18 protein-coding genes are annotated in these 22,911 nt (G+C 72.8%); 8 read left to right on the top strand and 10 right to left on the bottom strand.

Annotation, left to right across the window (positions count from 1 at the left end; translation table 11 throughout):
• Positions 1 to 15: 15 nt before the first annotated feature.
• From ACZ6TU_RS31135 to ACZ6TU_RS31120, 4 genes are all read right to left on the bottom strand, one after another.
• Positions 16 to 486 (bottom strand): DUF6099 family protein, encoded by a 471-nt coding sequence (locus ACZ6TU_RS31135; RefSeq protein WP_467669118.1) that lies wholly within the window; start codon positions 484 to 486, stop codon positions 16 to 18.
• Between the two features lie 220 nt (positions 487 to 706).
• Entirely contained in the window at positions 707 to 1,030 is a 324-nt protein-coding gene (locus ACZ6TU_RS31130; RefSeq protein WP_059417898.1) for a nucleotide pyrophosphohydrolase, read from the bottom strand.
• Positions 1,027 to 2,205 carry an AAA family ATPase gene (locus tag ACZ6TU_RS31125; protein ID WP_467681674.1) on the bottom strand — a complete coding sequence of 393 codons (1,179 nt, stop codon included), beginning with the start codon at positions 2,203 to 2,205 and terminating at the stop codon, positions 1,027 to 1,029. Before ACZ6TU_RS31125 ends, ACZ6TU_RS31130 begins: the two co-directional genes overlap by 4 nt.
• 87 nt (positions 2,206 to 2,292) lie before the next feature.
• Positions 2,293 to 2,688, bottom strand: coding sequence for a cell division protein SepF (locus ACZ6TU_RS31120; RefSeq protein WP_467681672.1), 396 nt, complete (start codon positions 2,686 to 2,688; stop codon positions 2,293 to 2,295).
• A 194-nt stretch (positions 2,689 to 2,882) separates the two neighbouring features.
• On the opposite strand from ACZ6TU_RS31120, the gene ACZ6TU_RS31115 reads away from it, so the two are divergent.
• Together ACZ6TU_RS31115 and ACZ6TU_RS31110 are read left to right on the top strand one after the other, a co-directional pair.
• Positions 2,883 to 6,977, top strand: a complete 4,095-nt coding sequence (locus ACZ6TU_RS31115; protein WP_469552315.1) for a molybdopterin-dependent oxidoreductase — start codon at positions 2,883 to 2,885, stop codon at positions 6,975 to 6,977.
• A gap of 158 nt (positions 6,978 to 7,135) precedes the next feature.
• The gene (locus tag ACZ6TU_RS31110; RefSeq protein WP_469552453.1) at positions 7,136 to 8,842 is read left to right on the top strand and encodes a hypothetical protein; all 1,707 of its coding nucleotides are present in this window, start codon (positions 7,136 to 7,138) and stop codon (positions 8,840 to 8,842) included.
• Positions 8,843 to 8,850: 8 nt separating this feature from the next.
• Here ACZ6TU_RS31110 and ACZ6TU_RS31105 read toward each other — a convergent pair whose 3' ends face one another.
• On the bottom strand, positions 8,851 to 9,366 hold the full coding sequence (locus ACZ6TU_RS31105; RefSeq protein ID WP_469552313.1) for a YceI family protein: 516 nt from the start codon (positions 9,364 to 9,366) through the stop codon (positions 8,851 to 8,853).
• Positions 9,367 to 9,475: 109 nt separating this feature from the next.
• Between ACZ6TU_RS31105 and ACZ6TU_RS31100 the strand changes: the two genes are divergently transcribed.
• The 6 genes from ACZ6TU_RS31100 (at position 9,476) to ACZ6TU_RS31075 (ending at position 16,750) form a co-directional block, all read left to right on the top strand.
• Positions 9,476 to 9,979 carry a MarR family winged helix-turn-helix transcriptional regulator gene (locus ACZ6TU_RS31100; protein WP_467681666.1) on the top strand — a complete coding sequence of 168 codons (504 nt, stop codon included), beginning with the start codon at positions 9,476 to 9,478 and terminating at the stop codon, positions 9,977 to 9,979.
• Between the two features lie 84 nt (positions 9,980 to 10,063).
• Complete coding sequence (locus ACZ6TU_RS31095) at positions 10,064 to 13,180, top strand: FAD-binding and (Fe-S)-binding domain-containing protein (RefSeq protein ID WP_469552311.1); 3,117 nt, start codon at positions 10,064 to 10,066, stop codon at positions 13,178 to 13,180.
• A gap of 198 nt (positions 13,181 to 13,378) precedes the next feature.
• Positions 13,379 to 14,740, top strand: coding sequence for a hemolysin family protein (locus ACZ6TU_RS31090; protein ID WP_469552310.1), 1,362 nt, complete (start codon positions 13,379 to 13,381; stop codon positions 14,738 to 14,740).
• Positions 14,737 to 15,759, top strand: a complete 1,023-nt coding sequence (locus tag ACZ6TU_RS31085) for a hemolysin family protein (protein WP_467681660.1) — start codon at positions 14,737 to 14,739, stop codon at positions 15,757 to 15,759. The genes ACZ6TU_RS31090 and ACZ6TU_RS31085 overlap by 4 nt, the downstream gene beginning before the upstream one ends.
• A gap of 385 nt (positions 15,760 to 16,144) precedes the next feature.
• Positions 16,145 to 16,369 carry a hypothetical protein gene (locus ACZ6TU_RS31080; protein ID WP_467681658.1) on the top strand — a complete coding sequence of 75 codons (225 nt, stop codon included), beginning with the start codon at positions 16,145 to 16,147 and terminating at the stop codon, positions 16,367 to 16,369.
• A gap of 207 nt (positions 16,370 to 16,576) precedes the next feature.
• The gene (locus tag ACZ6TU_RS31075; protein WP_467681656.1) at positions 16,577 to 16,750 is read left to right on the top strand and encodes a hypothetical protein; all 174 of its coding nucleotides are present in this window, start codon (positions 16,577 to 16,579) and stop codon (positions 16,748 to 16,750) included.
• 3 nt (positions 16,751 to 16,753) lie between these two features.
• Here the strand turns inward: ACZ6TU_RS31075 and ACZ6TU_RS31070 are convergent, their stop codons facing one another.
• From ACZ6TU_RS31070 to ACZ6TU_RS31050, 5 genes are all read right to left on the bottom strand, one after another.
• Entirely contained in the window at positions 16,754 to 17,872 is a 1,119-nt protein-coding gene (locus ACZ6TU_RS31070) for an acyltransferase family protein (protein WP_469552308.1), read from the bottom strand.
• A gap of 141 nt (positions 17,873 to 18,013) precedes the next feature.
• The gene (locus ACZ6TU_RS31065; protein ID WP_469552306.1) at positions 18,014 to 19,576 is read right to left on the bottom strand and encodes an ABC transporter ATP-binding protein; all 1,563 of its coding nucleotides are present in this window, start codon (positions 19,574 to 19,576) and stop codon (positions 18,014 to 18,016) included.
• Positions 19,573 to 20,379: an ABC transporter permease gene (locus ACZ6TU_RS31060; protein WP_467681652.1), complete on the bottom strand. Its 807-nt coding sequence runs from the start codon at positions 20,377 to 20,379 to the stop codon at positions 19,573 to 19,575. The genes ACZ6TU_RS31065 and ACZ6TU_RS31060 overlap by 4 nt, the downstream gene beginning before the upstream one ends.
• Complete coding sequence (locus tag ACZ6TU_RS31055; protein WP_467681650.1) at positions 20,376 to 21,329, bottom strand: ABC transporter permease; 954 nt, start codon at positions 21,327 to 21,329, stop codon at positions 20,376 to 20,378. Before ACZ6TU_RS31055 ends, ACZ6TU_RS31060 begins: the two co-directional genes overlap by 4 nt.
• Complete coding sequence (locus tag ACZ6TU_RS31050) at positions 21,326 to 22,897, bottom strand: ABC transporter substrate-binding protein (protein WP_469552304.1); 1,572 nt, start codon at positions 22,895 to 22,897, stop codon at positions 21,326 to 21,328. The genes ACZ6TU_RS31055 and ACZ6TU_RS31050 overlap by 4 nt, the downstream gene beginning before the upstream one ends.
• Positions 22,898 to 22,911 lie beyond the last annotated feature (14 nt).

Here is a 22,911-nt window from a genome sequence, read left to right as displayed (position 1 = left end):
GGCCGTCGGCAGTCGCTATCCCGCCTCCTTCTCCGGTAACGCCGGTTCCCGGTCCGCGAGTCTGCGGAGCATTTCCAGGACGCGGTCCCGGGACTCGTCCGCCGCGTCGATGGCCTCCATGCACTGCCAGTACGTGCCCTCGTCGTCCGCGGCGCAGGCGAGGCCCACGAGGGCTATGCCGACCTCGCCGAGGAGCCCGCCGAGGTACATCAGGGTGTGGCGGGCGTCGCCCAGCTCGGTGAGCTGGCCCGCCCGCAGCTCACCGGGGGCCAGTTCGGGCGGGTCGAGGACACCGCAGCCGCGGCCCGCCAGCTCCGTCAGCCCCAGTGCCTCGCCACGCAGTTCGGGCGGGCCGACGACCGCGAGGCGACTGCCTATCGCCTGTGCGAGGGCCTGCGCCTGCCACACTTCGGCCAGGATCCCCGGCATGTCGCCGCCCGCGGCCAGGGACCGCCTGCTCGTCACGATGAGCCGCACCGCGTCCATGCGCTGCCCCGTCCTGTCCGACGCGCTTCGCGCGTCCGTCCGCCCGAACTCCCTTGTTCACTACCCAGAGTGAAGGGATGTGAGACGAAAAGCCAGAGGAAGACGGAAATCTGCGGACAACAATTCGGATTCGGACCGCGTTTTGACTACGCAGCGTACAAGTGGACTGCGCGGCTCCTGGAGTGGAGTGTGCGGCTCCCAGGAGCCGGCTGCGCGACTCCTAGATCGGGAACCTCCGCTCGTTCCGGTCGATCTTCGCGTCCAGCGCGGCCAGCGGGTCGATGCCGAGCACCTCGCACAGCTGGAGCAGATACGCGAGCACGTCGGCGACCTCGTCGGTGACACGGTGCGCGGTGTCCGGATCGGTCATGACACGGGCCGACTCCTCGGGCGTCAACCACTGGAAGATCTCGACCAGTTCGGACGCCTCCACGCTGAGCGCGGCGGCCAGGTTCTTGGGGGTGTGGTACGGCTGCCAGTTCCGCGCGGCCGCGAACTCGGCCAGCCGGCGTTGCAGTTTCGCCACGTCGAGAGGTTCTGTCACGGCTTCAGGTGTACCACCGTGACGCCGTCGGTCCCGGCGGCCCACGACGCGTCGCTCACCGCGCCGACGAGCCGGATGTGGCCGCGCTCGCACATCCGGGCCGCGAGCCGCAGCAGTTCACCCCGCTGGCCGGGGTCGAGTCCCCGGTCGAGGCCGTCGGCGAGCACGGTGAGGGTCTGGAGGGCGGCGGGCACCTCGCCGGCCGGGTCCAGTTCGAGCACGCCGGGCCCGGTGAGCAGCACCAGGGCGAGCGCGACGTACCTCAACTCCCCGTCGCCCAGCCGACCGAGCCGCGTCCGGATGCCATCGCCCCGGTCGAGCACCGCCCGCACCGTCCCGTCGGCCAACGGCTCGGCCAGCACGTCCGCAACCGGTCCCGCGCAGCCGGCGCGCACCGCCGCGACGAACTGCGTGTGCCGCCGTCCGCACTCGGCGCGGGTGCGACACAGGACGTCGGCGAGGTTGCCGCAACCGCCGAGCAGCCGCCCGGTGCCGGCCGGTACGGGGCCGCGCATCCGGCCGGGGTCGGGGTCGCAGGCGAAGACGGAGCGCAGGGCGACCACCATCTGCTCGGCGGCGGCCAGTACCCTGCGCTGCCCGGGCGTCCGGCCTGCCACGCGCAGCGGCAGCAGGGCGGTGCCGAGCCGGTCGTCCGGCAGCGGGCCACGGGTCACCGGCGTCGGGCCGGCCGTGTGCCACGCGGCCTGCACGGCGCGCTTCCCCGGGTCGCGCAGGGCGGTCTCCAGCAGAACCAGTCCGCCGGCCGTCAACCGCTCGCCCACGACGCGCAGCTGGGGCTCGGCCTGCACGGCGACATCGAGCCGGACCGGACCGGCGGGCCCGTCCGACGTGCAGCCGATACGGAAGCCGCGACGGCGCTGCGCGTCGGGCCGGGCCCGCTCCGGTACACAGGCGACGGGGTCCGGGAACGCCTCGCCGAGCGCCGCGCCTCCCCCGAGCCGGGCGAGCGCCTCGTACGCCCGCAGCGCACTGGACTTGCCGCAGCCGCTCGGACCGGCGAGGAGGGTGAGCGGCCCGAGCGGGAGTGCGGCGCGGCGGTGGCCGGCGAAGGCGGACAGCCGCAGCTCGGTGATGCGCGGCCGCTCGGTGTGCGCGGCGCCGCCCGCCGGCGGGCCGGGCTGCACGAGGGGGGTCGGAGCGGGGGGACGGGTCATATCCGGACCGTAGGGCTCCGTCCAGAGGGCGAACCGTTCCGTCTCCCCGGGCTTCCTACGAACGGGCGACCCGGCCCGCAGGACACGTCACACCCCGGGAACCCCGACCCCCTCCATCAACCCCGTCACCTCGGTCCCCGCCGGCGTCAGCAGGAACACATTGCGGTCCACGCGGTGCATTCCGCTCGCCAGGCCGAAGACGACGCCCGTGCTGAAGTCGAGGACGCGCTTGGCGACCTCCGTCTCCGCGCCGGTCAGGTCGAGCAGCACCGGCACGCCCGCCATCAGGGTCTCGGCGACGTCACGGGCGTCGGCGAAGACGTTCACACGCAGCACGACGAAGCGGCGTCGCGCCTCCGTCTCGGCCTCGGGCATGGACCGGTGGCCGACGGACGACGGCCAGGCGTCCCGGCCCCGCAGCGGCACGACCTGGGCGAGCCCCTCCCACTGTTCGTCGGTGACATCGTGGCTGTTCACCGGCATGCTCCGTCCTGGCTCGCGCTGGCTGTCTCCATCAGCCAATTCTTGCGCACGGTCACCCGTTCGGCCCAACTGCGACACGCTCCGCCACCTCGATGCGCCTCACAGCGGCCGGAACGCGGCTGTGTGACGGGCGTAACTCGTGGTGATCAAGCGATGTGACACCTGCGTAACGGGGAATTCGTACCGTCGACGGCATGACCACGACGCCACGGCCGCAGCAGGAGACGGAGCAGGTGCGCACCGTCTGCTCGTACTGCGGTGTGGGCTGCGGTCTCGTGCTCGACGTCGGCATGGGGCCGGACGGGCGGCGCACGGTCCTGAAGGCGTCCGGCGACAAGGCGCACCCGGCGAACGCGGGCCGGCTGTGCACCAAGGGCGCGACCACGGCCGACATGCTCGCCGCGCCCGGGCGACTGACCACCGCGCTGGTCCGGGACGACCGGGGCGAGGAGCCGGTGCCCTCGCCCGTCGTCGACGCGATCGCCGAGACCGCCGCGCGGCTGCGGGCGATCGTCGACGCGCACGGGCCGGACGCGGTCGCCTTCTATGTGTCCGGGCAGATGAGCCTGGAGGCGCAGTACCTGGCGAACAAGCTGGCCAAGGGGTTCGTGGGGACGAACGCGATCGAGTCGAACTCGCGGCTGTGCATGGCGAGCGCGGGCACGGGCTACAAGCTGTCACTGGGCGCGGACGGGCCTCCCGGCTCGTACGAGGACTTCGATCAGGCGGACGTCTTTCTCGTCATCGGCTCGAACATGGCCGACTGTCATCCGATCCTCTTCCTGCGGATGATGGAGCGGGTCAAGGCGGGCGCCAAGCTGATCGTCGTCGATCCGCGGCGGACCGCCACCGCCGCCAAGGCCGATCTGTTCCTCCAGGTCAGGCCGGGGACCGACCTCGCGCTGCTGAACGGCCTGCTGCACCTGCTGCACGCGGACGGGCACACCGACCCGGAATTCGTCGCGGCCCACACCGAGGGCTGGGAGGCCCTGCCCGGGTTCCTCGCCGACTACACCCCGGCGGCGGTCGCGGAGATCACCGGGCTCGCCGAGGACGACATCCGCCGGGCGGCCACGCTGATCGGCGAGGCCGGCAAGCAGTGGATGAGCTGCTGGACCATGGGGCTGAACCAGTCCACACACGGCACCTGGAACACCAACGCCCTGGTCAACCTGCATCTGGCGACGGGCGCGATCTGCCGTCCGGGCGCCGGACCGTTCTCGCTCACCGGCCAGCCCAACGCCATGGGCGGGCGCGAGATGGGCTACATGGGCCCGGGGCTGCCGGGGCAGCGGTCGGTGCTCGTGGACGAGGAGCGGGCGTTCGCCGAGGAGGTGTGGGAGCTGCCGCCCGGGACGCTGCGTGCCGACGGGGTCGGGCAGGGCACCGTCGAGATGTTCCGGAAGATGGCCGACGGAGAGATCAAGGCCTGCTGGATCATCTGCACCAACCCCGTCGCCTCGGTCGCCAACCGCCGTACGGTCATCGAGGGCCTGGAGGCCGCCGAGTTCGTCGTCACGCAGGACGTGTTCACGGACACCGAGACGAACGCCTACGCCGATGTCGTCCTGCCCGGCGCGATGTGGACCGAGGCGGAGGGCGTCTTCGTCAACAGCGAGCGCAACCTCACGCTGACCCGGGCCGCCGCCGATCCGCCCGGCGAGGCGATGGCCGACTGGCGGATCATCGCGGAGGTCGCGTGCGCGATGGGGTACGAGAAGGGGTTCTCGTACGACAGCGCCGAGCAGGTCTTCGAGGAGATCCGGCGGTTCCACAACCCGAAGACGCAGTGGGACCTGCGCGGTGTCTCCTACGAGCGGCTGCGCCGGACGCCCGTGCAGTGGCCGGCCGCGCGGGAGGACGGACCCGAGCGCAATCCCGTCCGGTACGTGGGTGACGACGGGCTGCGGTTTCCGACGGCGAGCGGTCGTGCCGTCTTCTTCGCCCGGCCCCACCTGCCCGCCGCCGAGATGCCGGACGACGACTATCCCTTCGTGCTCAACACGGGGCGGGTGCAGCACCAGTGGCACACCCTCACCAAGACCGGGAAGGTCGCCAAGCTCAACAAGCTGAACCCCGGCCCCTTCGTGGAGCTCCATCCGCAGGACGCGGACGGGCTCGGGGTCGTGGAGGGCGATCTGGTCGAGGTCGCCTCGCGGCGCGGGCGGGCCGTGCTGCCGGCGGTGGTGACGGACCGGGTGCGGCCGGGCTGCTGCTTCGCGCCCTTCCACTGGAACGACCTGTTCGGCGAGTACCTGAGCATCAACGCGGTGACGAGCGACGCGGTGGATCCGCTGTCGTTCCAGCCGGAGTTCAAGGTGTGCGCGGTGTCGCTGGCGAAGGTGGCGACGCCGTTGCGAGAGGCGTCCGCGCAAGAGGCCGCGAGCGCCGTGGGCGAGGAACCGGCCGGGGCTCTGACGCCGACGGCCGTCACCCCCGCCGGGACCGACCCCTTCGGCCTCCAGCCCTCCCCTCCCCCGGTCCTGTCCGCCCAGGAACGGCAGTACCTCACCGGCTTCCTCGCCGGGCTGGGCTCGGGCGCCCCCGGCGTTCCGGTGCTCCCGCCCGACGCGCCCTTCACGCCCGAGCACGCCCTGTGGGTCAACGGGGTCCTCGCCGGCATGTACTCGCGCACGGCGCCACCGGCCGCCCCCGCGCGGGAGCCCTCCGGCCGCCAGGTCGTGGTGCTGTGGGCCTCGCAGACGGGGAACGCCGAGGAGTTCGCCACCGCGACCGCCGAGCGGCTGACCGCGACCGGGCACCGTACGACCCTCGTCGGCATGGACGAGGCGGATGTCGCCGCGCTCGCCCGCACGGCGGACCTGCTCTTCATCACCAGCACCTTCGGGGACGGCGACGCGCCCGACAACGGCACCGGCTTCTGGGACACGCTCTCCGGCGAACGGGCGCCGCGGCTGGACGGGGTCCGGTACGCCGTGCTCGCCTTCGGCGACTCCTCCTACGACGACTTCTGCGGGCACGGGCGCCGGCTGGACGCGCGGCTCGACGAACTGGGCGGGGTGCGACTGGCCCCGCGTACGGACTGCGAGCCGGACTTCGGGGACTCCGCGGGGGCCTGGCTCGACCACGTGCTCTCGGCGCTGGGCTGCCCGGCCGCCGCCCCGGCCGACTCCCCGGCCTCGCGACCGGAACCGAAGCCGAAGCCCAGGCCGAAGCCCGCCGCCGCGGTCGCCCGGCTCGTCGGCAACCGGCTGCTCAGCCGGCCCGGCGCGGGCAAGGAGGTCCGGCGGTTCACCTTCGACACCAGCGGGACGGACCTGGCGTACGAGGCCGGGGACGCGCTCGGCGTGCGGCCGGTCAACGCGCCGGACCTGGTGGCGGAGTGGCTGGCGGTGACCGGGCTGGACGGCGGGACGGCCGTCGAGGTGGCCGGTGCCGGCGAGGTGCCGTTCGCCGAGGCGCTGGCCCGGCACCTCGACATCACGAAGATCACCCCGGACCTGCTGCGGTTCGTCGCCGAACGCGCCCGGGACAAGCACGAGTTGCGCAGGCTGCTGCGGCCCGACAACAAGGACGGGCTGGCGCAGTGGTGCTGGGGGCGGCAGGCCGTGGACGTGATCGCCGAGTACGCCGTGCGGGCGAGCGCCGAGGAGTGGGCCGGGGTGCTGCGGAAGCTCCAGCCGCGGCTGTACTCCATATCGTCCAGCCCGCTGGTCGATCCGCAGCAGGTGTCGCTGACGGTGTCCGTGGTGCGGTACGAGAACCTGCACGGGCGTCAGCGCGGCGGGGTGTGCTCGCCGTTCCTCGCCGACGCCGGGGCGGACACCGAGGTGCCGGTGTTCGTGCAGCGCTCGCCGCAGTTCCGGCCCCCGGCCGACGCCTCCACGCCGATGGTCATGGTCGGCCCCGGCACCGGCGTCGCGCCGTTCATCGGCTTCCTCCAGGAGCGCCGGGCCCTCGGGCACCGGGCCCCCAACTGGCTGTTCTTCGGCGAGCAGCACCGCGCGACGGACTTCTACTACGAGGACGAGCTGACGGCTCTGCTCGACGAGGGCACCCTCACCCGTCTGGACACCGCCTTCTCCCGCGACCAGCGCAACAAGGTGTACGTACAGGACCGGATGCGCGAGCACGGGCCGGAGCTGTGGCACTGGCTGAGCGACGGCGCCCGCTTCTACGTCTGCGGCGACGCCTCCCGCATGGCCAAGGACGTGGACCGGGCGCTACGGGACGTCGCGGTGGCACACGGCGGGCTGAGCGAGACGGAAGCCGCCGCGTACGTGAAACAACTGGCGGCGGACAAGCGGTACGTACGGGACGTGTACTGAGCGGGCGGCGACTCCCAGGCGGTTCCTGAGCGCGCGGCGGTTCCTGAGCGCGCGGCGGCTCCTTACTCGCCTCACACCCGTCTCTTCACCGCCGTCCGGGCCCCGCTCACCTGCGGCGATTAGCGTCCTGCGGCGTGTACTCGGCAGAAACCACACTGGTGGTGCCCGGCCCGCGCACGCAGTCGGCGGCGGCCGGGCCGCCGCCCCCGGCCCAGTGGCACCGCGTCCTGACCCTGCTCGCCGACATCAGCCTGCTGATCGGCACCCGTGCCGTGTGGGCGACGGCGGCCGGTCACCGGCCGGCCGTGGCCGTGGTGATCTCGGCGTGCTACGCCTCGATCCTGGCGTGCGGGGTGCTGGCCCTGGTCGTCCGCCGGGAGCGGTCGCTGGCCCGGGTGGACCTGTGCGTGCTGGTGACCGGCGTGACGCTCGCCCTGTGCGCGTGGACCGTGCTGCACCACGGCTCCGACGAGGCGCTGCTCACCACCCAGGCGGCACGGGAAGTGGCCGCGGGGCACCCGGTGTACGGGCAGCCGTGGCCCTGGCTCTTCGGCCACGGCGTGGCCCTCACGCCGACAGTGACCGGCGGCTACGACCTCACCTACGGCTATCCGCCACTGGCCCCGCTGCTGGCCGTGCCGCTGCTGTGGCTGGGCCACGGCGGTGCCCCGGCGACGGCGGTGAGCACGGGCGCGCTGGTCGCCGGCACGGTCGTGCTGTGGCGGATGCTGCCTGCGCCGTGGCGGTCGGCGGCGACCATGGTGTGCCTGGGCTTCGGGATGCTGCCGTCGTACGGGCGGCTCGGCTACCCGGCGATCGTGGCCCTGGCCCTGATGGTGCCGGTGGTGGTGCGCTGGCCGCGTATCGGGGCGGGCGGGCGGCTCGGGGCGGCGGGGCTGGCGCGGGCCGCGTGTCTGGGGGCGGCGTGCGCGGCGCAGCAACTCCCCTGGTTCCTGGCGCCGTTCCTGCTGGCCGGGATCTACGCCGTGCGGCGCGGCGAGCTGGGCGGCCGGGCCGCGGCACTGGTGGTGCTGCGGGTCGCCGGGGCTGCGGCGACCGTGTGGCTGCTGGTCAACACCTACTTCGTCGTCAGCGAGCCGGGCCCCTGGCTGACGGGGATCGCCCTGCCGTTGACGCAGGGCGCGGTGCTGCACGGGCAGGGTGTGGTCGACATCTCGCTGTACCTGACCAACGGCAGCGACCGGCTCGACTGGTACTCCTCCGCGAGCCTGCTGCTGCTCGCCGGCCTGCTCGTGCTGTTCGTGCTCTTCGTACGGCGCCTGGGGCCGGCCGCGACCGTCCTGCCCTGGTGCGCCTTCTATCTGGCGACCCGCTCGCAGGACGGCTACTACCTGCTGATGACGCCGCTGTGGCTGGCTGCGGCCGTCACCGCTCCCGCGTCGGCGTTCGCCGGGGCGTGGCAGCCCCGTGCGCGGCTGCTGTCCGGGCCGCGGCGGCGCCCGGCCCGGATCGCCCTGACGGCGCTGCTGCTCACGCCCGCGCTGGGTGGTGCCGCCGTGGCCGCGACGGGCACGCCGCCCCTGCGCATGCGAGTCGTCGCGGCCCGCCACCTCACCGCGGCGGCCGTCTCCCGCCTCACCCTCCAGGTCACCAACACGGACGACACAGCCCTCGCCCCGCACTTCACGCTGACCATGGGCCAGGGCATGGATCCGTACTGGCGGGCCGTCCGGGGCCCGCGCACCCTGCCCGCGCACGCCACCGCCCGCTATGAACTCCGGCCGCCCTCGGGCCGGTTCACCCTGCCCCGGCCGGGTGCCCGGGTCCGCCTGCGCGCGTTCACGGCGTCGCCGCAGACCCTGTCGAGCGCGGATGTGCAGCAGGCGGTGCGCCGGACGGGCTGACGGCGGCGTCAGGCCGTGGCCCGGGTGAAGCGGAGGGTCGCGGTGACCGTGGCCCGGCCGCGGATCATGCCCAGCTGGTTCCAGCCCATCCCGAACTGGTCGCGGTCCACGCTGAACTCCGTCTCCAGCGTGAGTCCCCTTGCATCCCCGTCCTTCAGGCGGGCGGTGAGGGACAGCGGCCTGCTGACGCCGCGCACGGTGAGCTGACCGACGATGTGCACCTGGTCGCCGTCGCGGAGCTCGGCGCTGCGGGCCACGAAGGTGATCTCGGGGTGGCGGTCCGCATCGAAGAAGTCGGCGGACCTCAGGTGGGTGTCGCGCTTGGCGCTCTTGGTGTCGAGGGATGCGACGTCGAAGGTCAGGGTGCCGACGGCGGACCCGTCGGGCCGGACCTCGCCCGAGCCGCCGATCGCGCCGAACGTGCCCTTCACGGTGACCAAACCCCACATGGTCTTGTGCTGGATGCCTACGGTCGAGGCGGTCGCGTCGAGCTGCCACAGTCCGGTTTCCACGGCGACGGTCATGATGCTTCTCCACTCATTTGGTCCAAATTTGGATGACTGCACGCTAGCGGCTCGTACAAAATTGAACAACCCCCTGTTCCAAATTTGGACAACGGGTAGGCTGGGATGCATGGCCGACTCTCAGGAGCACCCCGCCGACCTGCCCGAATGCCCGTTCGCCGAGGGCAGCGGGCTGCTGCCGGCCGAGCTGCGCGCCTGGATGCTGCTGCTCGCCGCGACGGGGGCGGTGGAGCAGCGGCTGCGCGCGGTCGTGAAGGAGAAGCTGGACGTCTCGCACGACGAGTTCCTGATCCTGTGCCTGCTCGCGGAGCAGCCCGAGGGCGGCCTGCGCATGACGCGCGTCGCGGAGCTCCTGGGCCGCCCCAAGACCCGCCTCACTTACCAGATCGCCTGCCTCCAGCACGCCGGCCTCGTCACCCGCAGGTCGGTGTGCGGCGACAAGCGCGGCGTCGAGGTCACCCTCACCGACAAGGCCCGCCGGCTCCTGACCGAGGCCTCCGGCCCGCTCGCCGAGACGGTGACGCAGTCCCTCGCCCGCTTCATGGGCCCGGACCAGCGTGAGGCGCTGTGCGCGCTGGTGCCGGACCTCGCCGAGGAGTCCCGCGCGGACTGAGGGAAGGACCGGAGCCGCGCGGTTCACCGGAACGCGGTCCTGGGTACCCGGCGCCTGCTGTTGTGAGAGCAGGAGGAGGGCTCCATGGGCGCGTTGGACCTGCCCGCTCCCGTCGTACGGCACCCGGTGGGCGGCTCGCCCGTCGACGCGGTGGCGCTCGCTGAGGCGTTGCGCGAGCGGGTCGACGGTGAGGTGCGGTTCGACGGGGGGAGCAGGGCCGCGTACTCGACGGACGCGTCCAACTTCCGGCAGACGCCGATCGGGGTCGTGGTGCCGCGCACGCCCGAAGCGGCGGTGGAGGCGGTGGCCGTGGCCCGCGAGCACGGGGCGCCGGTGCTGTCGCGGGGCGGTGGGACGAGCCTGGCCGGGCAGTGCGCCAACACCGCCGTGGTGATCGACTGGTCGAAGTACTGCGACCGGCTGGAGTCCGTGGACGCCGGCGGCCGTACCTGTGTCGTGCAGCCCGGCATCGTCCTGGACGAGCTCAACCGGCGGCTCGCACCCACCGGCCTGCGCTATGGTCCCGAGCCCGCCACCCACCCCAACTGCACCATCGGCGGCATGATCGGCAACAACTCCTGCGGCGCCACCGCCCAGGCGCACGGCAAGGTCGTCGACAACATCGCCCGGCTGGAGGTGCTGCTCTACGACGGCACCCGCTTCTGGTGCGGCGAGACCAGCGACGAGGAGTACGCCGAGATCGAGCGGCAGGGGGACCTGCGGGCGTCCGTCTACCGGCAGTTGCGCGCGCTGCGCGACACCTACGGCGACGAGGTCCGGCGCCGTTTCCCCGGCATCCCGCGCCGCGTCTCCGGCTACAACCTCGACTCCCTGCTGCCGGAGCACGGCTTCGACGTGGCGGGACTGCTGGTCGGCAGCGAGTCGACGCTCGTCACCGTGCTGCGCGCGGAACTGGAACTCGTCCCGGTGGTGAGGGAACGCACGCTGGTGGTGCTGGGGTTCCCCCGGATCGACAAGGCCGCCGAGGCCGTGCCGGACATCCTGCCGCACGAGCCGATCGCGCTGGAGGGCGTCGACTCCCGGCTGATCCACGACCAGCAGCTCAAGCACCTCAACCCGAAGGCCCTCCGCGAACTCCCCGACGGCCGCGCCTTCCTGATGGTGCAGTTCGGCGCCGACACCGTCGAGGAGGCGGACGACCGGGCCCACCGGATGCTGGACGCGCTGCACGAGACCGAGCACGACCCCGAGGTGGCGTTCCTCGACGAGCCGGTACACGAGCAGGAACTGTGGCAGGTCCGGGAGTCCGGCCTCGGCGCCACCGCGCACGTGCCGCACCGGCCGGACACCTTCGAGGGCTGGGAGGACTCGGCCGTACCGCCGGAGCGGCTGGGAGAGTATCTGCGTCGGCTGCGAGGGCTGTACGAGGAGTTCGGCTACCTCAGCGACACCGGGCCCAGCCTCTACGGCCACTTCGGGCAGGGCTGTGTGCACACCCGGATCCCCTTCGACCTGTACACCGCGGACGGGGTGGCCGCCTACCGGCGGTTCATGGAGCGGGCGGCCGATCTGGTCGCCGAGTTCGGCGGCTCGTTCTCCGGGGAGCACGGCGACGGACAGAGCCGCGGCGAGCTGCTGCCGCGGATGTTCGGCCAGGAGCTGGTCGAGGCGTTCGAGCGGCTCAAGGCCGTCTTCGACCCGCTGAACCGGATGAACCCCGGGAAGGTCGTGGCACCGTACGGGCTGGACGAGAACCTGCGCCTGGGCGACGACTGGGCGCCGCGGGACCGGCGCGATCCGCACTTCCGTTTCCCGCACGACGGCGGCTCCTTCGCCGAGGCGGCCAACCGGTGCGTCGGCGTCGGCAAGTGCCGGCAACTCACCAACGACGGCGGCGCGGTGATGTGCCCCTCGTACCAGGTGACGCGGGAGGAGGAGCACTCCACGCGCGGACGCGCCCGGCTGCTGTTCGAGATGCTCGACGGGCACGGCGACAGCGCGATCGAGGACGGCTGGCGCTCGCAGGAGGTCAAGGACGCCCTCGACCTGTGCCTGGCGTGCAAGGGCTGCAAGAAGGACTGCCCGGCCGATGTCGACATGGCCACCTACAAGGCGGAGTTCCTGTCCCACCACTACGCGGGCCGACCTTGGCGCCGGCCGCGCTCCGACCTGTCGATGGGCTGGCTGCCGGCGCTCGCCCAGGCGGTCGGACGCACCCGGCTCGGCCCGGTCGTCAACGCGCTCACCCACACCCCGCCCCTGTCGAAGGCGGCCGTCGCCGTCGCGGGGGTGGCGGACCGCGAGGTACCGCTGTTCGCCGGGCAGACGCTCCAGCAGTGGTTCCGGGAGCACCGGCCGTGCGGCGACGGGCGGCGCGGGACGGTCCTGCTGTGGCCCGACACGTTCACCAACCACTTCCATCCGCACATCGGCCGGGCCGCCGTCACACTGCTGGAACACGCGGGCTGGCGGGTCGAGCTGCCCACCGAGCCGCTGTGCTGCGGCCTGACCTGGATCTCCACCGGCCAGCTCGGCATCGCCGAACGCGTCCTGACCCGGACCGTCCGACGGCTCGCCGAGCACGTCCGGTCGGGCGGTTTCGTGGTCGCCCTGGAGCCGAGCTGCACGGCCGTGTTCCGCTCCGACGCGGCCGAGATGTTCCCGGGCGACCGGGACGTGCGCCGGCTGCGCGAGAAGACGGTGACTCTCGCCGAACTGCTCACCGAGCGCTCCCCCGGCTACGAGCCCCCGCAGGTGCCCGAGCGGTCCGCGCGAGCGGTGGCGCAGGTGCACTGCCACCAGCACGCGGTGCTCGGCTGGGACGCCGACCGGGAGCTGCTGCGCCGGGCCGGGGTCGACGCGGAGCGGCTGGAGGCGGGCTGCTGCGGGCTGGCCGGGAACTTCGGCTTCGAGCGCGGGCATCTCGACGTCAGCGAGGCGTGCGCGGAGCGCGGGCTGCTGCCGCGGCTGCGTGCCGAGGACGAGGCGACCGTGGCCCTGGCCGACGGCTTCAGCTGCCGTACGCAGATCCACGAGCTCGACAGCGGCGGCCACGAGGGCGTGCACCTGGCGGAACTGCTGGCCTCCGCGCTGCCCGGCGCCCCGGGCAGCGCGTACGGCGTCGCCCCGGGCGCCCGCCCCGCGCCCCCGGGCCGGAGGGCCCGGGCTCTCGCGCTGGCCGGTGCCGGGCTGGCCGCCGCGGGGGTCGGCGCCGGGCTGGTCCGTGGGCTGCGTCGCTGAGCCGCCACGCCCCGAGCGGCGTTCTCTACACCGTCGTAGAATCCGGGAACACGGGCGCGACGACGAACGTTGACCCGGAGACACACCACGCATAAGGAGCCACTTGTTGTCCGCCAGACCGACGGACCCTTTGGGGCACAGTCCCCGACCATCCCGCCACGGCATCAGTGATCGCGGCACACGGCGGGGTCGTGTCGGATGAGTGCCGCCGAGGCCCTGCTGGGCCTGCTCGCCGTGTTCGTGCTGACCGCCGGCACCGGCTATTTCGTCGCCCAGGAGTTCGCCTACGTCTCCGCGGACCGGCTCACCCTCGCGCGCGAGGCCGAAGCCGGGGACCGCAGGGCCGCCCGCGCCCTGCTGGTGCTGGAGCGGCTGTCGTTCATGCTGTCGGGCGCGCAGCTCGGCATCACCGTCACCGGCCTGGTCGTCGGCTTCATCGCCGAGCCGTCGGTGTCCGCGCTGCTCAGGCCTGCCCTGTCCGGGCTCGGCCTGCCCGACGCGGCCGTGAGCGGCGTCTCCGTGACACTGGCCTTCGTCCTGGCCACGGTCGTGCAGATGGTGCTGGGCGAGCTGGCCCCGAAGAACCTCGCGATCGCCGTGCCGGAGCGGCTGGCGAAGGCGCTGGCCCCGTCGACGCTGGCGTATCTGAAGGTCGTCGGCCCTGTCGTACGCGTCTTCGACAGCGCTGCGAACAAGCTGCTGCGCAAGGCCGGCATCGAGCCCGTCGAGGAGCTGCACCACGGCGCCACGCTGGAAGAGCTGGGTCATCTGATCGGCGAGTCGCACGAGCGGGGCGCGCTGCCCAAGGACACCGCCGCGCTGCTGGACCACGCGCTGGAGTTCTCCGAGCGGACCCTCGACGAGGTGATGGTGCCGCGCGCCGACGCCGTCTTCGTCCGCAAGGACGCCGGCGCCGACGAGGCGGTCGGCCTGATCGCCGAGCACGGCCACTCCAACTACCCCGTCCTCGGCGACCACCCGGACGACATCGTGGGCGTGCTGGGCGTGCGCGAGCTGATGGCGCTGCCCGCCACCCGGCTCGCCGGCGCGCGTGCCGGCGAGGTGGCCCGGCGGCCGCTGCTGCTGCCGGACACGCTCGCGCTGCCGGACGCGGTGACGCGGATGCGGGAGCAGGACGACGAGTTCGCCGTCGTCCTCGACGAGCACGGCGGCGTGGCGGGCATCGTCACGTACGAGGACATCGCCGAGGAGCTGGTCGGCGACATCGCCGACGAGTCCGACAAGGTCACCGTCCTCGCCGTCGCGGACGGCGACGGCTGGCTGGTGGACGCCGGCCGCCGGCTGGACGAGGTGGCCGAGGCCACCGGTGTCCGGCTGCCGGAGGATGACGACTACGACACCGTGGCCGGCCTGGTCGTGGACCGGCTCGGCCGCTTCCCGACGGTCGGCGACCGGGTCACGGTCGAGCTGCCCGAGGGCGGCCGCGCCGTGATCGACGTGCGCACGCTCGACCGGCATGTGGCCGACCGCGTACGGATCAGTCCGCTCGTGGACGCCGAGGAAGCCGAGGAAGCCGAGGAAGCCGAGGAGATGGCGTGAGTTTCCCGATGGCGGTCTTCGTGACCGCGCTGCTGCTGATCGGCAGCGGCTTCTTCGTGGCGGCCGAGTTCGCGCTGGTCGCCGCCAAACGGCACCGCATGGAGAAGGCGGCGGCCGAGGGGCGGCGCGGCTCCGGGGCGGCGCTGGCCGGTATGCGGGAGCTGTCGCTGATGCTGGCCGGCGCCCAGCTGGGCATCACCGTGTGCACGCTGGGCCTGGGCTCGGTGTCGAAGCCGGCGATCTCGCACGAACTCGACCCGCTGCTGCACACGCTGGGCCTGCCCAGTGCCGTGAGCTACGGCGTGGCGTTCGCCGTGGCGATGGTCGTGGTGGTGTTCCTGCACATGGTGGTCGGTGAGATGGCCCCCAAGTCGTGGGCGATCGCCCACCCCGAGCGTTCGGCGATGCTGCTCTCCCCGCCGTTCCGGGCCGTGGTGCGGGCCGTACGGCCGCTGATCCGGCTGCTCAACGCCGTGAGCAACGCGCTGGTACGGCTGTGCCGGGTGGCCCCGCGCGACGAGCTGGCCTCGGTGCACAACCGGGAGCAGCTGACGCACCTGGTGGCGGAGTCCGAGCGGCTGGGCCTGATCAGCGCGACCGACTCGGAGCTGCTGACCCGCTCGCTGACCGAGCCGGAGACGCCCGTCGCGGCGCTGCGGATCCCGGCCGCGGAGATGACCTGGGTCGAGGGCGGTACGGACGTCGAGGCGCTGCTGCGGCTGGCCGCCCACCACGACCGCACCCGACTGCTCGTCCGGGAGAACGGCACCGTCCTCGGCTCGGTCCACGCCCGTGACGCCCTGGTCGCCCGGGCCCGGGGGCGCGCCACGACCGCCCGTGAACTGGCCCGTCCGGTGCCCGAGCTGACGGAGGACACCACGGTCGCCGACGCGATCGAGGTGCTGCGCCGCCGCCGTTCCTCCCTGGCCGTGGTCCGTGACACCTCGGGCCGGCTCACCGGCCTGGTCACCCTGGACGACCTGCTGGCCCGTCTGATGCAGCCGGCCGCGGCGGCCTGACGGAGCGGAATCCGAACCTCCAGCTAATCTGCACACCGTTCGCAAGGATGCCGGGGGACGGCATGCCGGGCGCCAAGTCCACGTCGCAGTGTGGGAACTTGACGCCGAAGTGCCCGCTTCGGGAATCGGGACGCAATACCTGTGCGTACGACGGGGCGACAGGACATGTGAAGAAGTAGGCCCATTTCGTGTGCCCGTGGTCATGGCGGTGAAGACGATCGCCGAAAGGCGTGGTGCTGCGCCTGGAGGCGGTTGGAACTTTTCTCCTCCGGAATGCTTTGATCCTGCGCACGGCGGAGCCGTCGGTGCGGAATCTCGATTCTGGATCCGGCGACCCCCCACGCGCGCCGCCATTGCGAGACATTCACGTGAAGGGAAACACCCCATGAACCTCACCCCTCAGGTCGACAGCGCCGAGCTCTCCGAGGCCGACCTGGACCACGTCTCCGGCGGCATGGCGGGCGGCGCCTCCCTGGGCCTCGTGGGCAGCCTCTCCAGCGGCCTGATCGAGCCCCTGACCGCCGGCGCCTGCGCCGAACTCCAGGGGGCCCTGTCGCCGGAGGGCGCCTCGCTCGGCGGCAGCGGGAGCGTTCACACGACGTCGCTCTGACGACATCCGCGTAAAGGGCCCCGGGACACGATTCCCGGGGCCCTTCGCCGTGCCCAGGACCCTTGCCTCACGGTCGCAAAGTTGGGGAATTCGCGAAGCTCGTGACGGAATTCTGCACACGACGGGGGTGGGTAACACCTCGGCACGGCATGGCGCAGACTTACACGGGCCCCCCAGACCCGGCCGAAAAGCGATAGGACAGACCCAGTGAAAACCGACTCGACCCGGAACGAAGAACTGCCGATCTACGAGAGCCTCATACGCGAACGTGGTGACGTCGTGGAGGAGGCTCGCGCAGTCGCCGAAGAGGCGCAGCACCAGGTGACGCAGGCCCTGAACGGGCACGCTCCGGTGCAGCAGGAACCCGACACCCAGCAGTAGGCCTCACGCGCGGGCATCGCCCGGCGGCGGGGCCGCGTTCCCTCTGCCGAAGGCCCACGCCATCCCCGGTTCCGTCACACAGCGGAAGACGCGCCGCACGGGCGGCGTGCACAGCGCCGTGACGACCACGGCCGCGACCAGGGTGGCGGCGATCGCGCCGGCGGGCCGGTGGACCCAGGCCGGCTCGTACCAGCCCCAGTGCTTGGCGGCCTGCGCGACGAAACCGTGCAGCAGATAGCCGTACAGCGTGCCCGCGCCCAGCGCGGTGAACCACGTCCGGCGCCCGGGCACCCAGGCGAGGAAGCAGGCGACCAGGACGGCCGAGCACCCGAAGGCGGCCAGCGTCATCACGGGCCCGTACCAGAACGGGGCGGCCAGTTCTTGGGCGCTGTCGGCATGGAAGAACCAGGCGTAGTTCATCCGCGGAACCGCCCAGTACGCCACGCCCAGCGCACAGACGCCCACCGGCACGGCGAGGATCCGCGACTTGCGCCGGCGCACCAGCCGGAAGTGCTCCGGCCGCAGCAGCAGGCCGAACACGAAGTACGGCAGGAACTGAAGGGTGCGCTGAAGGTCGAGGTCGTGGCCGATGGACGGCGAGAGCGTCGCCAGCATCGCGACGACGAGGGCCGTCGGCAGCGGCCACCGCACATGCCGCCAGACCGGCGTCGTCAGCCGCCAGACGAACAACGCCGCCAGGAACCAGGTCAGATACAGCGGGTCCAGCAGGCTGACCGGGCGGTCGGGGTCCTGGCTGGTCCACCGGGTGAACAGGGTGTACGCCGTCTCGAACACCACGTACGGCACGGCGACACCGGTGACCAGGCGTTTGAGGCGTCCCGGGCTCCCGTCGAAGGTGCGCGAGAAGTAGCCGGCGACAATGATGAACGCCGGCATGTGGAACGCGTAGACGAGCATGTAGAGGGCGGTGACGGCCCTGCTGCCCGGCCGCAGCGGCTCCCAGGCGTGTCCCATGGCCACCAGCACGATCGCCAGGTACTTGGCGTTGTCGAAGAACGCGTCCCGCTGCCTCATCGGGCGGGCGGCCGCGCTCTGCTCCCTTCCCCGAGACACCCGGGTCTCTTCGGCCGCCGGGCGGGCCGTCGTCAACGTGTCACTCACGGGCCCTCCCGAAACGACTCGAAGCGGCTGTGCCTCGTCTTACTCGGGATAAGGGGGTGGCGTCTGCGCAGAACATCGCCCGCACCTTAATCACAGGGCCGTGCCCCGGTTCAACTCGTAACGGGGGTGGCTCGCTTCGGTTCATGCCCGGGTATACGTGTCCAGACGGGCGATCGTCTCCGTGAGGGAGACGGTGAAGGGGTGCCGGGGCTCGGTCAGGATCCGCCGGGACGGGCCCTGTTCGACGATCTCGCCGGCGTCCAGCACGGCGATGCGGTGGGCGAGTGCCGCCGCGTCCAGGTCGTGGGTGATGAGCACGAGGGCGAGGTCCTCGCGGTCGCTGACCAGTGCCGCGAGCAGGTCGAGGATGCCCCGGCGGGTGACGGTGTCGAGGCCGGAGGTGATCTCGTCACAGACCAGGACGCGGGGGTGGGCGAGGAGGGCGCGGGCGAGGGCGGCGCGCTGGAGTTCGCCGCCGGAGAGTTCGCCGGGGCGACGGTGGGCCAGTTCCTCCGGCAGGCCGAGGCGGTCCAGGGTGGCCGACGCCTCGTCCGTCGCCGCCCGTTCGCCGGCTCCCCGCAGCCGAACCGCCGTGCGGGCCACCTGGTGCAGGACGGGCCGGTGCTCGTCGAAGGCGGCGCGGGCGTCCTGGAAGACGTACTGCACGGCGGCGAGTCGGTCGCGGCCGCGGTGGCGCAGGCTGCGCGGGAGCGGCGTGCCGTCGAGCAGGATCTCGCCGACGTGGTCGCGGTGGAGGCCGGCGAGGCAGCGGGCCAGCGTGGTCTTGCCGCTGCCGGAGCGGCCGACCACGGCCAGGCACTCGCCGGGGTGGAGCGCGAGGTGCGGGACGCGCAGCACGGTGTTCCTCCGGTCGTGCACGGCGGTCAGGTCCCGTACTTCCAGGGCGGGTTGCCGGGCGTCGCCGCTCGCACCGTCCTGTGGTGCTGCCCGCCGTGAGTCGAGCAGCCGTCGGGTCCACTCGTGGCGGGGCGCCGCCCACAGCCGCGCCACGGGGCCCGACTCCACGACCCGTCCCGCGCGCATGACGAGGACCTCGTCGGCGAGGGCACGGACGACGCCCAGGTCGTGGCTGAGCAGGACGACCGCGATGCCGCGGGCCGCGACCGCCGCCAGCTGGTCGACGATGCGGCTCTTGGTGAGCGCGTCCTGGCCGGTGGTGGGTTCGTCGGCGACGATGACGCGGGCGCCGAGCAGCAGCGCCTGGGCGAGGACGACACGTTGCTGCTGGCCGCCGGAGAGCTGGTGCGGGTAGCGGCGCAGCAGGCCTTCGGCGTCCGGGAGCTGGGCGTCGGACAGGGCCCGCAGGACCAGTTCGCGGGCCGCGCTACGGCGTTCGCGGCGGGGCAGGTGCCGTACCTGGGGACGGGCGATGTCGTCGAGCAGGGCGCTGACGCGGCGGGCCGGGTTGAGGACGGCGGCGGGGTGCTGCGGCACGTACCCGACCGGGCCGTCCCCGGGCCGGTGCACCTCTCCCGTGACCCGGGCACCGGCCGGGTACTCCCCCAGCAGTGCCAGGCCGGTGGTCGTCTTGCCGCTGCCGGAGGCGCCGACCAGGGCGGTCACGCGTCCGGGGAGCACGCGCAGGCGGACTCCGTCGACGATCGCGCGGCCGTCGATCTCGACGCGCAGGTCGCGGATCTCGGCGAGGGGCTCGGGCGCCGGGGTCAGGTCGGTCTCGGTCACGGCCGCCGTCCCTTCGTTCTGGGGCTCTTCTCCAGCGCGGCGTCGAAGAGCAGGTTGGTGCCCGTCGTGAGGGCGACGATCAGCAGGGCGGGCACGACCACGGCCCAGGGCTGGACGAAGAGGCCCGTGCGGTTGCGGTCGACCATGACCGCCCAGTCGGCGGCGTCCGGGGCGACTCCCACACCGAGGAACGCGGCCGTCGACACGAGGTACAACACGCCGGTCAGCCGGACACCGGCGTCGGCGGCCAGGGTGCGAAGGGCCGAGCGGCCCACGTAGCCGACGGCGACGCGCCACCACGACTCGCCCTGCATGCGCAGCGCCTCCACCGCGGGCCGGGCCGCCGCCTCGGCCGCCGCGGCCCGTACGATCCGGGCGGCGTCGGGCACGTTCACCAGCGCGACGAGCAGCGCGATCCCTGCCGCACCCGGCGAGAACACGGACGCCACCAGCAGGATCAGCAGCAGTGACGGTACGGCGAGCAGCACGTCGAGCGGCCGCATCAGCAGCTCCTCGAGCCGCCGTGCGTGGGTGACCGCGCTGACGAGTCCGACGGGCAGCGCGACCAGGTAGGCGAGGGCCGTCGCGGCGAGCGCGGTCAGCACGACCGTACGGCCGCCGTGCAGCACCTGCCGCCAGACGTCCCGGCCCACGAAGTCGGTGCCGAGCCAGTGGCCGTCGCCGAGGGTGAAGGAGGCGGCGCGGGGGCCGGGTTCACCGGCGCACAGGGGGCCCAGGAGGGCGAGGAGCAGCGGGACGGCGACGACTGCGAGACCGAGGAGAAACCGGCGCGTGGCTGTCACGCCGCCACCCCCGCCCGGGGCGTCAGCCGGTACGCCACCACGTCCGCGCCCAGATTCAGTACGACCGTCAGCACGCCGAACACCACCGCCAGCCCCTGCACCACGGGCACGTCCCGCTCGGCGACCGCGTTGAGGAGGACCGTCCCGAGGCCGGGGATCACGAACAGCGCCTCCACGACGATGACCCCGCACAGCAACCAGTCGACGGTACGGGCCAGTTGCTGGGCGGCCGGGGCGAGGGCGTTCGGCAGGGCGTGGGCGTAGCGGACGCGGGCGCCGGGGACGCCGTAGCGGCGGGCGTGGGCGGCGTAGGGCGAGGTGAGGGCGTCGACCATGCCGGCGCGGACCAGGCGGGAGAGGGAGCAGACCGGGCGGGAGAGCAGGACCAGCACGGGGAGGACGAGCACGGCCGGGTGGCCGAGCAGGTCGGTGCCGTAGCCCACCGCGGTCGGCGGCAGCCAGGCCAGTTTCAGCGCGAACACCGTCACCAGCAGTACCCCGAGGGCGAACTCGGGGACCGCGTACACGGCGAGGGTCACGGAGCTGACCAGCCGGTCGATCAGCCGCCCCTCGTGGCGGGCGGCGAGCACGCCGAGCCCGAAGCCGAGCGGGACGAGCAGGGCCAGCGTGAGCGCGGCCAGCAGCAGGCTCGGGCCGAACCCGTCGGCGAGGTACCGGGCCACCGGGCGGCCGGAGGTCAGGGACGTGCCGAAGTCACCGTGCAGCAGGCCCGTCGCCCAGTCCGCGAGACGTTCGTACGCGGGCCGGTCCAGGTCCATGGCCTCACGGATCGCCGCGATGCGCGCCGGGTCGGGCTGGTCGCCCGCGAGGGCCACCGCGGCGTCGCCCGGCAGCGCCTCGGTGAGCGCGAAGACCAGCAGCACCACGGCCACGGTCTGCACGGCACCGAGAAGCAGCCGCCGGGCGACGAAGGAGCGCAGACCGCTCACGCGAGCCACACCTTGTCGAAGCGGGCCCAGTCGAGCGTGTTGGCGGGGGCCTTGGTCTCGACTCCTCTGAGGTTGCGGGCCGTTCCGAGGATCCAGTCGGCGAAGCCCCAGATCAGGAAGCCGCCCTCGGTGTACAGGCGGCGCTGCATCCGCTCGTAGACGGCGCCCCGCTCGGTCTTGTCGCGGGTGGACTGCGCCTGCTGGTAGAGGGCGTCGAAGTCCTTGTGCTGCCACTTGGTGGCGTTGGTGGTGGAGTCGGTGAGCAGCCGCTGGGAGATGTGCGCCTCGATGGGCATGGCGCCGGAGCGGTAGCAGCAGAGGGTGCCACCGTCGAGGATGTCGCTCCAGTAGGAGTCCTTGCTGCCCATCTTCACGTCGATCGTGACACCGGCCTTGGCGGCCTGGTCGCGGAAGATGCTCGCGGCCTCGGTGAAACCGGCGGCGACGGCCGAGGTGTCCAGGGTGACCTTCAGTTTCTCGGCGCCGGCCCGCTTGAGCAGGGCGCGGGCGCGGTCGAGGTCCTGCTCGCGCTGCGGCAGGCCGTCGGCGTAGTACTCGTAGCCCTTGCCGAACAGGTCGTTGCCGACCTCGCCCGCGCCGGACAGGGCGCCGTCGACGAGTTCCTTCCGGTCGGCGATGAGGAAGAACGCCTCGCGCACCCGCTTGTCGTCGAAGGGCGGCCGGTCGGTCTTCATGCAGAACGCCTGCATGGCGCTGTTGCGCAGCCGGACGATCTCGATCTGGCCCCGGCCCTCGTGCGCGCGGGCGGTGGTGGGGTTGAGCTCGTGGGCGTACTCGACCTGGCCGGCGAGGAGGGCGTTGACGCGCGCGGACTCCTCGTTGGCGACGACGAATTCGAGCTCGTCGAGATGCGGGGCGCCGTCCCAGTGGTCCTCGTAGCGACGGAAGACGGCAGAGCGGCCGGGTGCGAAGGAGACGAACCGGAAGGGGCCGGAGCCGATCGGCTTCCTGTCGAAGTCGCCGGCGTGCTCGGGGACGATGTACGCGCCGAACGCGGCCAGGACGTTGGGGAATTCGGCGGTCGGCCTCTTGAGGACGAACTCGATGGCGCGCTCGCCCGTGGCACGGCTGGCGTCGAGGTCGATGGGTTCCAGGGAGGCCTTGGCGCGGAACGTCTGCTTGGGGTCGGCGATGCGGCGGTAGCTGTGCAGGACGTCCTTGGCGGTGACCGGCTTTCCGTCGTGGAAGGTGGCCTCGCGCAGGGTGACCTGCCAGCGGTCGAGGGTCTTGTTCGACTCCCACTTCTCGGCGAGGCGGGGCTGGGCGGAGAGGTCGGCGCCGTAGTCGGCGAGCTTGTCGTAGAGGGCCTTGGCGCGGGCGACGTCGGCGAAGAGGTTGGCCAGGTGCGGGTCGAGGGTCTCGCCGCCGCCGCCGCCGGCGAAGGCGGCGCGCAGCCGGCCGCCGCGCTTCGGCGTTCCGCCGCTGCCGCTGTCCGCCTTGTCGTCGGTGCCGCCGCCTCCGCAGCCGGTGAGGGCGAGAGCGGCGGCTGTGGTGCCGGCGGCGAGGAAGCCGCGGCGGCGCAGACCGGGGAAGCGTTCGTCGTACATGACTGGTCCTTCGG

This window comes from Streptomyces sp. NPDC052064, assembly GCF_055585925.1.
This window is presented reverse-complemented; position numbering and strand designations above follow the sequence as displayed.

What these genes read in the sequence shown, in the direction of transcription:
- ACZ6TU_RS31090 (WP_469552310.1), top strand. Translation starts at nt 13,379, where the DNA reads ATGAGTGCCGCCGAGGCCCTGCTGGGCCTGCTCGCCGTGTTCGTGCTG.
- ACZ6TU_RS31050 (WP_469552304.1), bottom strand. Translation starts at nt 22,897, where the DNA reads ATGTACGACGAACGCTTCCCCGGTCTGCGCCGCCGCGGCTTCCTCGCC.
- ACZ6TU_RS31115 (WP_469552315.1), top strand. Translation starts at nt 2,883, where the DNA reads ATGACCACGACGCCACGGCCGCAGCAGGAGACGGAGCAGGTGCGCACC.
- ACZ6TU_RS31135 (WP_467669118.1), bottom strand. Translation starts at nt 486, where the DNA reads ATGGACGCGGTGCGGCTCATCGTGACGAGCAGGCGGTCCCTGGCCGCG.
- ACZ6TU_RS31080 (WP_467681658.1), top strand. Translation starts at nt 16,145, where the DNA reads ATGAACCTCACCCCTCAGGTCGACAGCGCCGAGCTCTCCGAGGCCGAC.
- ACZ6TU_RS31120 (WP_467681672.1), bottom strand. Translation starts at nt 2,688, where the DNA reads ATGCCGGTGAACAGCCACGATGTCACCGACGAACAGTGGGAGGGGCTC.
- ACZ6TU_RS31100 (WP_467681666.1), top strand. Translation starts at nt 9,476, where the DNA reads ATGGCCGACTCTCAGGAGCACCCCGCCGACCTGCCCGAATGCCCGTTC.
- ACZ6TU_RS31125 (WP_467681674.1), bottom strand. Translation starts at nt 2,205, where the DNA reads ATGACCCGTCCCCCCGCTCCGACCCCCCTCGTGCAGCCCGGCCCGCCG.
- ACZ6TU_RS31105 (WP_469552313.1), bottom strand. Translation starts at nt 9,366, where the DNA reads ATGACCGTCGCCGTGGAAACCGGACTGTGGCAGCTCGACGCGACCGCC.
- ACZ6TU_RS31095 (WP_469552311.1), top strand. Translation starts at nt 10,064, where the DNA reads ATGGGCGCGTTGGACCTGCCCGCTCCCGTCGTACGGCACCCGGTGGGC.